The sequence below is a fragment of the Bradyrhizobium sp. genome (assembly GCF_047605465.1).
In the GTDB taxonomy this organism is placed as follows: Bacteria; Pseudomonadota; Alphaproteobacteria; order Rhizobiales; family Xanthobacteraceae; genus Bradyrhizobium.
This window is the reverse complement of sequence record NZ_JASGFS010000030.1, coordinates 36,548-48,311: the sequence shown is the minus strand read 5'-3', so window position 1 is coordinate 48,311 and position 11,764 is coordinate 36,548. Positions and strand designations below refer to the sequence as shown.

Below are 11,764 nucleotides of genomic sequence, written 5' to 3'. Positions count from 1 at the left end.
TTGCCGGATAGAGGCTCGTCTAGCTCCACCGCCGCCACAGGCTTGCGATCAGTCCGACCCCCGCCAGCAACGACACCGCCGCAAGGCCGCCCCAGACCGGTCCCGCCTGCGCGAGATAGACGTCCTGCGTGACCGGGTCGAAGCAGCGGTCGAGCTCGTTGAAGCAATCGCGCCAGCGCCAGTAGCGTGCCTCGAAGGCGAGTGCGAACAGGACGCCGAGACCGATCAGGACTGCGCCAAGGATCGCTCTCAGCCAGCGCAGGATCATGCGGGCGATCTCACCGCTTCTGCGACTTCTGCTTCCTGAACCGCACGCTCTGGCCGTCCGGCATCCTGGTCGCCACGAAGCCCGCGGCGAGGCAGGCCTCGCGCTGCGGCATCTGGATGTCGGGGCTGCGCGTGCTGTCCCACCACGAGGCGCGATTCGCCGCGCGCGGCAGCGCCGCGCCGATGATCTCCTCGATCTGCTCGAAGCTCAGCACGAGTTCCATTTGCTTCTGCCGCATCAGATAGTCGCGCAACGCGTCGTAGTCGTTCACCGTCGTCCTCTCGTCCGAAGCCCGTATCCATTCAGGTCAGGTCTGCTCAAAACCGTGAGCCGCATGAACCATTCCTTAACTCATTGCGGCAGCGCCGTCCCGGCTTAAACACTACGCAAGATTTCGGGCGCATCCACTAGGATCGGGAGCAATCGATGCTGTCTGGATGGCGCGAAGTCAGGGCCCGCCGGCCGTGGCGGATTTCGGCGAAGCTGCTGATCATATCGTCCGTCGTGACGGTGGTCGGCTTTTCCGCCGTTTGCGTCAACGTCCTGCTGGACATGCGCCGCGGCGAAGAGGCGCTCGCGCGCCAGACCCTCGAAAACCTGGCGACGTCGATCGAGGCCGACATCAGCCGCAACATCGACATCTACGACCTGTCGCTGAGGGCCGTCGCCAGCAACATGCTGCTGCCCGAGATCAACACGGTCCCCAAGCCGGTCCGCCAGCTCATCCTGTTCGACCACGCGACGACCGCGAAGCATTTCGGCGCGATCCAGGTGTTCGACACCGAGGGCAATCTGGTGATCGACGCGTCCACGCTCGATCCGGCGCCCGAGAACCGCGGCAACGAGGACTATTTCACGGTTCATCGCGACGGCCCCGACAGCAACCTGTTCATCAGCCGCCCGATGCTGTTCCGCGGCGCCTATTCGATCGTGCTGAGCCGGCGCATCAGCGATACCGACGGCGGCTTCCTCGGCGTCGTCGCGGGCTCGATCCGCTTCAGCTACTTCCACGAATTGTTCGAGCGGCTCAGCCTCGACCCATCGGACACCATCACCGTGCTCAAGCGCGACCGCACCATCATGATGCGGCGTCCGTTCGATCTCGACATCATCGGCAAGAACCTGAACGGGCACCGGGGCTGGAGCGCCGACAATCTCCGCGCGGGCACCTCCTATTCGGGGCAAGGCCCGGTCGACCCCACGCCGCGGCTCTACGCGCGCAGCGGCGAAAACGGCCCGCTGTTCGTGGTGGCGGGCAAACCGCTGAGCGCGGTGTTCGCGCTCTGGCAGAAGGAAGCCATCCGCATCGGCACCGTGGTGCTGGTGCTGTCGCTGTTCGTGCTGGGATCGGCATTCATGCTGGCCCGCGAGATCGACCGGCGCGCCGAGGCGGAAAGCAAGCTCGAGGAGATGGCGACGACGGACGCGCTCACCGGCCTGCGCAACCGCCGCAAATTCGATCAGGTCATCGACACCGAATGGCGGCGCGCGGTGCGCCAGAAGATGCAGATCGCACTGCTGATGATCGATGCCGATCACTTCAAGGCCTATAACGACACGTTCGGCCACCAGGCCGGCGACCAGGTGCTGGTCGGCATCGCCATCTGCATTTCGGACTCGGTGCAGCGGGCCGGCGACTGCGCCGCGCGCTATGGCGGCGAGGAATTCGCCGTGCTGCTGCCGAATACTTCGGCCGCCGACGCCTTCAAGGTCGCCGAGACGATCCGCGGCAAGGTGCAGGGCTGGTCGGACGACGAGGCGACCTCGACCGTATCCTGCGGCATCGCCAGCCTCGTTCCCACCGCCGGGATGGACTGGCCCGTGCTGATCGCCGCCGCCGATAAGGCGCTCTATGCCGCGAAAGCCGGCGGCCGCAACCAGTCCGTGGTCGCGGCCGTCCCGAAGCTGTCGCTGGTGGCGTGAGCGGCGGCCGCGCCGCCGCCGCCGTCCGGAGCGCAGTTCGACCAAGATTCGCCGTTCGAGCGCAATCGATGGATCGCGTGGTATCGGTCCCGGCCTTCGCCGGGACGACACCGGAAGCCTAGCGCGCTACTGCGCCAGATACTTCTTCATCTCCGAGATGAGCCCGTCGCGCAGCTCGGGGCGCCTCAGCCCGTAGGCGATGTTGGCGCGCAGGAAGCCCGCCTTGGAGCCGCAGTCGTGGCGCTCGCCCTCGAACTCGACGCCGTAGAATTTCTGCGTCCGGGCGAGGCCGATCATGGCGTCGGTGAGCTGGATCTCGCCGCCGGCGCCGCGCTCCTGGGTTTCGAGGATATCGAAGATTTCCGGCTGCAGGATGTAGCGGCCGGTGATCGACAGGTTGGAGGGCGCGGTGCCCTGCGGCGGCTTCTCCACCATGCCGTCGACCTCGAACATCTTGCCGTCGCGCTTGCCGACGCCGCAGATGCCGTATTGGTGGGTGAGATGATCCGGCACCGGCTCGACCGCGATCAGGTTGGACTTCTCGCCGAGCTTGTTGGCCGCATCGATCATCTGCTTGAGGCAGCCCGGCGCGTTCATGACGAGCTCGTCGGGCAGCACGACCGCGAACGGCTCGTTGCCCACGATGTCGCGGGCGCACCACACGGCGTGGCCGAGGCCGAGCGGCGCCTGCTGCCGGGTGAAGCTCACCGAACCTGCTTCCGGCTGATTCTGCGCCAGCACTTCCTGCTCGACCTTCTTGCCGCGCGCGGCGAGCGTGCTGTCGAGCTCGAACATCCGGTCGAAATGGTCCTCGATGACGGCCTTGTTGCGGCCGGTGACGAAGACGAAGTGCTCGATGCCGGCTTCCTTGGCCTCGTCATAGACGTACTGGATCAGCGGCTTGTCGACGATGGTCAGCATTTCCTTCGGCATCGCCTTGGTGGCGGGCAGGACGCGGGTGCCGAGGCCGGCGACGGGGAATACAGCTTTGCGGATTTTCATGTGATTGATCGATGACCCTGATGCGCGCGTGAAAGTAGCAATGGCATCTTGCTAGCCGTTTTGCAGCCGGTAACAAAGGCGGATGTAGGGCTCCCGCCCCTCCAATTTGATGACAAGGCCGCCCAGAAAATTTCACCTTTGTTAAGATATTGGCAACCCTCACGAGGCCTCCTGAAGGCGGTTTCTTGGCCGGACAGGTGGAACATGATGCGATCGATGGCAGGGATGGCGAGATGGGTGGGGTCTCTGGCCGGCATGACGCTGGTGGCGGCCGTCCTGTTGCCGCCGCCGGCGCGCGCGCAAGCCCAGAACGGCCTGTCCAACCTGTTCGGCGGCATCTTCTCCGGCTCCGACCCGGCCCCCTCGCAGCCGGCGCCCGGTCCCGGCGGCGCCCAGCCCTGGAGCGGCGAGGACGGTGCCTCCGGCCATCCGCTGATGACGGCGGCCGCGATCCGCGAGGCGGCCGGCAATTTCAACAATTGCGTCGCGGGGATGTGGCCCGATGCCGCACGGCGCGGCGTGACGCAGGACAATTTCCAGCGCTTAACCGCCGGCCTCGCGCCCGACCTGCGCATCATGGACCTGATGGATTCGCAGCCGGAGTTCACCAAGTCGATCTGGGACTATCTCGACATCCTCGTGAACGACAACCGCCTCGCCAAGGGCCGCGAGATCCTCGCCAAATACAAGGCGCAGTTCGATGCCGCCGAGAAGGCCTATGGCGTCGATCGTTACATCGTCGCGTCGATCTGGGGCATCGAGTCGAATTACTCGACGCAGATGGGCGACCGCAGCGTGCTGCAGTCGACCGCGACGCTCGCCTGCATCGGCCGCCGCCAGGCCTATTTCAAGGACGAATTCCTCTCGGCGCTGGAAATCCTCAACCGCGGCGATCTGCGCCCCGAGCAGATGCGCGGCTCGTGGGCCGGCGCGTTCGGGCCGACGCAGTTCATGCCGACCGCCTTCAAGCGGTTCGCCGTGGACGGGGACGGCGACGGCCGCCGCGACGTCGTCGACAATCCGATGGACCTCATCGCCTCGACCGCCAACAACCTGAAGAAGGACGGCTGGCAGACCGGCCAGACCTGGGGCTATGAGGTCGCGGTGCCCCAGGGCTTCAACTACATGCTGGCCGATCGCGCCAAGGCGATGACGATCGCGCAATGGGAGAAGCTCGGGATCAAGCGCCCGACCAACCAGCCCTTCCCGCGCACGGCGGAGAAAGCCTATCTGCTGGCGCCCGCCGGCGCGCAGGGACCCGGCTTCCTGATGCTGCAGAACTACCGGGTCATCATGAAATACAACCCGGCCGAGGCCTATGCGCTGGCGATCGGCCATTTCGCCGACCGCCTGCGCGGCGGCCAGCCCTTCGTGCAGCCCTGGCCCCGGCAGGAACGGGAATTGTCGCGCACCGAGCGGCTGGAACTGCAGCAGATCCTGGTCCAGCGCGGCTTCTACAAGGGCACGCCCGACGGCCAGTTCGGCGGCCAGACCCGCGAAGCGCTGCGCAATTTCCAGGCCTCGATCGGGGTGCCGGCGGACGGCTTTGCCTCCTCCGACGTGCTGGAGCGGCTGCGCGGACGGTAAAATCGCGCCGAAAGTAACCCTGAACGGGAATTTTGCCGGCCGACCTTGACGGGAACTGCCGATCCCCGGTGTATGGAGCCGAAATCCGCAACAGAATCTGCCCGTTTGCGGCCCGATTCCGTTATTATGTTGAGCCTGTTCCGATCACCATTGCGCGTGCCCGAAATCGCATGTCGAAGCCAAAGTCCCTGTTCAAGGCGTTGACCGAGACCGGCCCGTTGATCGCGCTGGGGACGGCGCTTGCGCTTCTGGTCTCGATCGCGGGCCCGGCCTCTGCGCAATTCTTCAACTTCCCCGGCTTCGGCGGCCCGCCGCAGCGAGCGGCGCCTGCGCCGCGCGGCGGTGGCGGCTGGTTCGGCAGCGACTTCTTCGCGCCGTTCCAGCAGCAGCAACCGCAGCAGGCCCCGCGCCAGGATTTCTCGCGCGCACCCGCGCCGGCCAAGCGCGACACGGTCGCCGACAAGAACGTACTGGTGATCGGCGACGGCATGGCGGACTGGCTCGCCTACGGCCTGGAAGATGCCTACGCCGAGCAGCCCGACATGGGCGTGATCCGCAAGCACAGGACGACGTCCGGCCTGATCAAGTACCAGCCACGCGGCGAGCCTTCCGACTGGGCAGCGGCGGCGAGGGGTATTCTGGAGACCGAAAAGCCCGACGTCATCGTGGTCATGCTCGGCCTCAACGACCGTAGCTCGATCCGCGAGCCTGCGGCCGACAAGTCGGACAAGGCCACGGACAAGAAGAACGACAAGGGCGCGCGCGCCAAGCCGCCGGCAAAACCCGGCGACGCCAAGCCCAACGGCACCGACGCCGCCGCCAAGCCGGACGACAAGCCGGCCGACAGCGAACTGCCGCAGGACGATGCCGAAAACGCCGACACACCTGCGACCCCGGCGCCGGAGAAGGCGGCGCGCTCGCCGAACGGACTCTACGAATTCCGCGATGACCGCTGGGTCGATCTCTACAGCAAGAAGATCGAGGAGCTGACCAACGTCCTCAAGAGCAAGGGCGTGCCGGTGCTCTGGGTCGGCCTGCCCGCGATCCGCGGGCCGAAGGGCACCGCGGACATGCTGTTCCTGGACTCGCTCTACCGCGAGGGCGCCGGCAAGGCCGGCATCACCTATGTCGACGTCTGGGACGGCTTCGTCGACGAGGCCGGCCGCTTCCTGCAGAAGGGCCCGGACTTCGAGGGCCAGATCCGCCAGCTCCGCAGCTATGACGGCGTCTATTTCACCAAGCCCGGTGCGCGCAAGCTCGCGCACTATGTCGAGCGCGAGATCACCCGCCTGCTCGCAGGACGCTCGGGTCCGATCGCGCTGCCGAGCGAGCCGGCGACACCGGACACCAGCGCCGAGCCCGGCAAGCCGGCACCGCGGCCGCTGGCAGGCCCGATCGTGCCGCTGGTAGCCGCTTCGATCTCGACCGATCAACTGCTGGGCGGACCGGGTTCGCGTCCCGCCGCCGTCGATGCGCTCGCCGCCAAGACGCTGGTGAAGGGCGAGCCGCTGACGGCGCCCGCAGGCCGTGCCGACGATTATTCCTGGCCGCGCCGCGAGGTCGGCCGCGAGCAGGCCAAGGGCGATACCCCGATGGCCGCCACGACGCCCGACGGCGGCGCTGCAACCCCGAATGCATCGGGCACGCCGAATGCCGCCGCGGTCATTGCTCCGCCCAAGCCGCCGGCGCCGAAGCGCCCTGCCCCGCCGCCGCAACAGCCGGCTCAGGCAACGCCCTCGCTGCGCGATTTCTTCGGCTTCGGTTCGCCGTCTCCGCCGCCGCGCCAACTGGCGCCGCAGCCCGGCCCGCGCAACCCGAACCCCAATCCCGCGATTCCGCGACCGCCCGGCAATGTCGGCCGATCGGCGGAAGTGATCCGATAAACTGCTGAGCTGAGATCCCGTATGCGCGACGCGTTACATCCTGTGACGCTGCTGCGCAGAGCCGGGATCAGGGATCTGCGGCATTCCCAAGACGAGAAAAAGCCCCGGCTCAGCAAAGCGGCGCTGCACGCCGCATTGCGTCCGGGGCCCTTGGAGATCGTGGCCGAGCGACTGGCCTTAGTAGCGCCAGCGTGACGGCGGACGGCGTACCGGGCGTGACATCAGCAGAGCGAGCGCGAAGCCGATGCCGCCGGCGATCAAGAGTGCGCCGAGCGGATTGTCCTGCACCTTGCGCGAGATCGCCTGCGATCCGTCACGCAGGGTCTCGCCGCTGTTCGCATAGGCGTCCTTGGCATAGCCGGCCGCGGCTTCGCCGGCGTCGCGTGCGGCGTCCTTGGCCTGCCCGTAGAGATTCTGCACGGTGCCTGCGGCTTCGCGCGCGCGGCCCGATGCCTGCGTCTGCGCGTCGCCCGCCAGGTCACCAACGGCGCCTTCCGCGCGTCCAGCGAATTCCTTGGCCGTTCCGACAATCCGATCCTTGTCCATGATGCTCCTCCTCGGGGGTCTGCCCAAGTAACCGATCAGGAGCACCGCAGTTCCATCGCGCTAGAGAATGAGTCCGCCGTCGACAACCAGCGTCTGGCCGACGATGTAGGACGACAGCGGGGATGCGAGGAAAAGGGCCGCCCCGGCCATGTCGGCCGGCGTGCCCAATCGCCGCAGCGGAATGCGCGCGAGCGCGCCCTCGAGCCGCTTCGGATTGTCGGTCGTCACCTTCGTCATCTTGGTGTCAACGAGGCCGGGCGCGATGCCGTTGACGCGGATGCCGTCCTCGGCCCAGGCCTCGCCCAGCGTCCGCGTCAATCCCATCGCGCCGGTCTTCGATGCGTTGTAGGCCGGATTGCCCATCGTCGAATGATAGGCCGCGGTCGAGGAGACGATGATCAGGGAGCCCTTTGAATCCCGCAACATGGAATGAAATCGCGTCGCGCAGGCCATCAAGCTCATCAGGTTGACCTCGACCACCTTGCGGAAACCCGCCATCTCGAACTCGCCGCGACGGTACAGCACGGCCCCCTGCGCCAGCACCAGAATGTCGAGCCGCTCGAACGACGGCTTGAACGCTTCGACCGCACCGGCACTGCCGACGTCGAGTTGCGCATAGGAAAGGCCCGCGAGATCGGAGCCTTCTTGCGGCGAATAATCCGCCGGCTGGGCCCGCGTGCCGCAAACCGCGACGTGCGCGCCCTTGGCGCGAAATGTCTGCGCGATGCCGTTGCCGATACCGCTGGAGCCGCCGACGACCAGCACCTGCTTGCCTGTGAAATCGAGCTCGTTCGCCATCGCGGCCTCCCCTTGATCTTGTTTGTTTGACCTGTCTGCGGATCGATGCCAGCCTTGTCGATCTCATAACAAGAAGCAAGCATCGCGCGAGGAAACAGCATGTCCGAATTCAAGCAGCTCAGCCGGTCCGTGAAGGGCCTGACCGTTCTCGTCACCGGCGCGGCCAGCGGCATGGGACGCGCGACCGCGCGGGTGTTCGCCACTGAAGGCGCGCACGTTGCCGTCACCGATTACGACGAACAGGGCGCGCTGGCGGTGGCAAAGGACATCGCGGCGAGCGGCGGTTCGGCGAAGGCCTGGAAGCTCGACGTCGCCGATGGCGGCGAGATCAAGCGCGTGGTCGGCGATGTCGCGGCGCATTTCGGCGGGCTCGACGTCGTCGTCAACAATGCCGGCATCTCGGTGCGTGTCGCGATCGACGACGAGTCGTACGAAGACGGCTGGGCCAAGGGCATTGCCGTGATGCTGACCGCGCATCCACGCATCATCCGCGCCGCGCTGCCGCATCTGCGCAAGTCGAAGAGCCCGCGCATCGTCAACATCGCCTCGACCGAGGCGCTCGGCGCCACTGCCTTGCACAGCCCGTATTCCGCGGCGAAAGGCGGCGTCGCGAGCCTGACGCGCTCGCTTGCCGTGGAGCTCGGCCGCGAAGGCATCACCGTCAATTGCATCTGCCCCGGCCCGATCCGCACCGCGATCACCGATCGGATCTCGGAGGAGCACAAGACGATCTACGCCAAGCGCCGCACCGCGCTCGGCCGCTACGGCGATCCCGAGGAAGTCGCGCACATGACGCTGAGCCTCTGCCTGCCGGCAGCTTCCTTCCTCACCGGTGCCGTGATTCCGGTCGACGGCGGCCTGATGGCCCGCAACGCGTAAGAGCCATGCGCGGCAAGCGTTGACAACGCCGGATGCGGGAGTAGCTTTTTCAGCAGCAGGGCGGGACCAACCGCTCGCGATCCGCGGGAGGAACACCATGACGATCGCCATCCGGCAGCTTCAGAAGCACTTTGTCGGCGAGGTTTCCGGCCTCGACCTGCGAAAGCCCCTGACTCCGGACGAAGCCCGCGAGATCGAATCCGCGATGGACAAATATGCCGTGCTCGTCTTCCACGGCCAGGACATCAGCGACGACCAGCAGATGGCTTTCGCGCTGAATTTCGGCCAGCGCGAGGACGCACGCGGCGGCACCGTCACGAAAGCCAACGACTATCGGCTCCAGTCCGGCCTGAACGACGTCAGCAATCTCGACAAGGACGGCAAGCCGCTCGCCAAGGACAGCCGCACGCATCTGTTCAACCTCGGCAACTGCCTGTGGCATTCCGACAGCTCGTTCCGCCCGATTCCGGCGAAATTCTCGCTGCTGTCGGCGCGCGTCGTGAACCCCAAGGGCGGCAACACCGAATTCGCCGACATGCGTGCTGCCTATGACGCGCTCAACGACGAGACCAGGGTCGAGATCGACGATCTCGTCTGCGAACACTCGCTGATGTATTCGCGCGGCTCGCTCGGCTTCACCGAATACAGCGACGAAGAGAAGCAGATGTTCAAGCCCGTGCTGCAGCGGCTGGTGCGGACCCACCCGGTTCATCGCCGCAGATCGCTGTATCTCTCGTCGCATGCAGGCAAGGTCGTAGGCATGAGCGTTCCGGAGGGCCGGCTTCTGCTGCGCGACCTCAACGAGCACGCGACGCAGCCCGAGTTCGTCTATGTCCACAAATGGAAGCTGCATGACCTCGTGATGTGGGACAACCGCCAGACCATGCACCGGGTCCGCCGCTACGATCAGTCGCAGCCGCGCGACATGCGCCGCGCCACGGTCGCGGGCACCGAGCCGACGGTGCAACAGCAGGCGGCGGAGTAAGGGTCACCGCTGCTGGCCCAGGCAAAAAGGGCGAAACGGACCGATGCGACAAGACGACGTCGAAGCGCGACCGCCTCGACAAATGCCGTCATTGCGAGCGAAACGAAGCAATCCAGACTGCCGCCGTGACGAAGGCCGGGCTACGTCGTCGCTTTGCTCCTCGCAGTGACGGCTGAGAACTCGCAATGACGGTGCGAGAGCGTTGCCACGCCCCGCTGAGGCATGTGCAAGCTAGGCGTGCCCGGCTTCGTTCGACAGCATGCCGGGATCGATGCCGATCTTGCGCAGCGCCCGCGAATATTTGTCGTCGACGTCGTCCCCGAAGATCAGATCCGCGTCGGCGTCGCAATGGAGCCAGCCGTTGCTCTGGATCTCGGTCTCGAGCTGGCCCGGCGCCCAACCGGCATAGCCGAGCGCGAGGATGGCATGCTTGGGGCCGGAGCCGTTGGCGATCGCGCGCAGGATGTCCACGGTCGCGGTGAGGCAGACGCCGGCGTCGATCCGCAGCGTCGCATTCTCGATGTAGAAGTCGCTGGAATGCAGCACGAAGCCTCGCCCGGTATCGACCGGCCCGCCGCGCAGCACCTTCATGCTTTCGGCATTCTCCGGCAGCTTGATGTGCTCGCCCTTCTTGACGATGCCGAGCTGCTGCAACAGCTCGGGAAAATCGATGCTTCCGGCCGGATGGTTGACGATGATGCCCATCGCCCCCTCCGCCGAATGGGCGCAGAGATAGATCACCGAGCGCTCGAAACGGGAATCCCCCATCACGGGCATGGCGATCAGGAGCCGGCCGTCGAGATAGCCGGCCGAGTTTGGCGGCACTGAGCCTGCACGCCGCGTGCTGTCGCCAGTCCTCTTGCCTGCGGGAGCCATTGGTGAAGCACTCCGGTTTCAATTCCTATCCTGATGTCGGGCCCGGCGGCTGTCAAATCAAGGCTTGCGCCGCCGGAATTCCGGTGCATCCATCACAAGCAATTCAATGGTTTGCACCAGACCGACCCTGTAAAGACGTGCCATGTTCACCAGAGTTCCCCTGCAAACGGCGATTGCCGTCGCGACAACCCTGTTTGCGTCGTCGCTGGCGACGACGGTCCGTGCCGACGATGCGTCGCCGTGGCAGCGCGATGGGCATTCCGCCGTGCGGCTGCTCGCGGGGTCGCGCAGCGGCGCGGTGCTGCTCGGCGGCATCGCCTTCCAGCTCCAGCCCGGATGGAAGACCTATTGGCGCACGCCGGGTGATTCCGGCGTTCCGCCGCGGTTCGACTTCTCCAAATCGGACAATGTCGAAGCGGTGACGGTGATGTGGCCCGCTCCGCTGAAATTCGACGACGGCGCTGGCGGCCACTCGATCGGCTACCACGACCAGATCGTGCTGCCGCTGCGCATCGTCGCCAAGGCCGCCGACAAGCCCGTGACGCTGCGCGCCGAAATCAACTACGCCGTGTGCGAGAAGCTCTGCATCCCTGTCGAGGCCAACACCGAGCTCGGCTTCAACAGCGTCGCCTCGACCGAGGACGGCAATCTGTTCGCGGCGCTCGACACCGTGCCGAAGCCCGCCAATGTCGGCGATCCCAATCCCCTGACCATTCGCGACGTCAAGCGCGACGGCGCCGGCAAGGTGGTGGTCGACGTCGCCGTGCCGGATGGCCGCAACGTCAATCTGTTCGTGGAAGGCCCGACGCCGGACTGGTCGCTGCCGATTCCCGCGCCGGTCGAACACAGCCCGCCGGGCGTGAAGCGCTTCTCCTTCGACCTCGACGGGCTGCCGCCGAATACCAAGCCCGACGGCGCGGCGCTGAAGTTCACGCTGGTCGGGCCGGAGAAGTCGTACGAGTTCAACACGAACCTGGAATGAGCCGGAGCCGGCGCCTTCCATTCCGCTGCCGATCC

Annotated in this window: 12 protein-coding genes; 6 read left to right on the top strand and 6 right to left on the bottom strand. The window is 66.3% G+C overall.

Going from position 1 to position 11,764, the window contains the following annotated elements; all coding sequences use genetic code 11:
• Positions 1 to 19: 19 nt before the first annotated feature.
• Positions 20 to 268 carry a hypothetical protein gene (locus QM712_RS21460; protein WP_415025138.1) on the bottom strand — a complete coding sequence of 83 codons (249 nt, stop codon included), beginning with the start codon at positions 266 to 268 and terminating at the stop codon, positions 20 to 22.
• A gap of 10 nt (positions 269 to 278) precedes the next feature.
• Positions 279 to 539, bottom strand: a complete 261-nt coding sequence (locus tag QM712_RS21455; RefSeq protein ID WP_415025137.1) for a hypothetical protein — start codon at positions 537 to 539, stop codon at positions 279 to 281.
• A 155-nt stretch (positions 540 to 694) separates the two neighbouring features.
• On the opposite strand from QM712_RS21455, the gene QM712_RS21450 reads away from it, so the two are divergent.
• On the top strand, positions 695 to 2,191 hold the full coding sequence (locus QM712_RS21450) for a diguanylate cyclase (RefSeq protein WP_415025136.1): 1,497 nt from the start codon (positions 695 to 697) through the stop codon (positions 2,189 to 2,191).
• A gap of 126 nt (positions 2,192 to 2,317) precedes the next feature.
• Here QM712_RS21450 and galU read toward each other — a convergent pair whose 3' ends face one another.
• On the bottom strand, positions 2,318 to 3,193 hold the full coding sequence (galU, locus tag QM712_RS21445; RefSeq protein ID WP_415025135.1) for a UTP--glucose-1-phosphate uridylyltransferase GalU: 876 nt from the start codon (positions 3,191 to 3,193) through the stop codon (positions 2,318 to 2,320).
• 225 nt (positions 3,194 to 3,418) lie between these two features.
• On the opposite strand from galU, the gene QM712_RS21440 reads away from it, so the two are divergent.
• Complete coding sequence (locus QM712_RS21440; RefSeq protein WP_415025134.1) at positions 3,419 to 4,780, top strand: lytic murein transglycosylase; 1,362 nt, start codon at positions 3,419 to 3,421, stop codon at positions 4,778 to 4,780.
• 170 nt (positions 4,781 to 4,950) lie between these two features.
• Positions 4,951 to 6,663, top strand: coding sequence for an SGNH family hydrolase (locus QM712_RS21435; RefSeq protein WP_415025133.1), 1,713 nt, complete (start codon positions 4,951 to 4,953; stop codon positions 6,661 to 6,663).
• A 177-nt stretch (positions 6,664 to 6,840) separates the two neighbouring features.
• Here QM712_RS21435 and QM712_RS21430 read toward each other — a convergent pair whose 3' ends face one another.
• Together QM712_RS21430 and QM712_RS21425 are read right to left on the bottom strand one after the other, a co-directional pair.
• Positions 6,841 to 7,209 (bottom strand): CsbD family protein, encoded by a 369-nt coding sequence (locus tag QM712_RS21430; protein ID WP_415025132.1) that lies wholly within the window; start codon positions 7,207 to 7,209, stop codon positions 6,841 to 6,843.
• 60 nt (positions 7,210 to 7,269) lie between these two features.
• Positions 7,270 to 8,007, bottom strand: a complete 738-nt coding sequence (locus tag QM712_RS21425) for an SDR family NAD(P)-dependent oxidoreductase (protein WP_415025131.1) — start codon at positions 8,005 to 8,007, stop codon at positions 7,270 to 7,272.
• Between the two features lie 99 nt (positions 8,008 to 8,106).
• On the opposite strand from QM712_RS21425, the gene QM712_RS21420 reads away from it, so the two are divergent.
• Both QM712_RS21420 and QM712_RS21415 read left to right on the top strand, forming a co-directional pair.
• Positions 8,107 to 8,886 (top strand): SDR family NAD(P)-dependent oxidoreductase, encoded by a 780-nt coding sequence (locus QM712_RS21420; protein ID WP_415025130.1) that lies wholly within the window; start codon positions 8,107 to 8,109, stop codon positions 8,884 to 8,886.
• 97 nt (positions 8,887 to 8,983) lie between these two features.
• Positions 8,984 to 9,871, top strand: a complete 888-nt coding sequence (locus QM712_RS21415) for a TauD/TfdA dioxygenase family protein (protein ID WP_415025129.1) — start codon at positions 8,984 to 8,986, stop codon at positions 9,869 to 9,871.
• Between the two features lie 231 nt (positions 9,872 to 10,102).
• On the opposite strand, the gene QM712_RS21410 is transcribed toward QM712_RS21415, so the two are convergent.
• Positions 10,103 to 10,747 (bottom strand): YqgE/AlgH family protein, encoded by a 645-nt coding sequence (locus QM712_RS21410; RefSeq protein WP_415025128.1) that lies wholly within the window; start codon positions 10,745 to 10,747, stop codon positions 10,103 to 10,105.
• Positions 10,748 to 10,889: 142 nt separating this feature from the next.
• Here QM712_RS21410 and QM712_RS21405 point away from each other — a divergent pair, with 142 nt between their 5' ends.
• A complete protein-coding gene (locus QM712_RS21405; protein ID WP_415025127.1) occupies positions 10,890 to 11,729 on the top strand; it encodes a protein-disulfide reductase DsbD domain-containing protein in 840 nt (279 codons plus the stop codon).
• Positions 11,730 to 11,764: the final 35 nt, after the last annotated feature.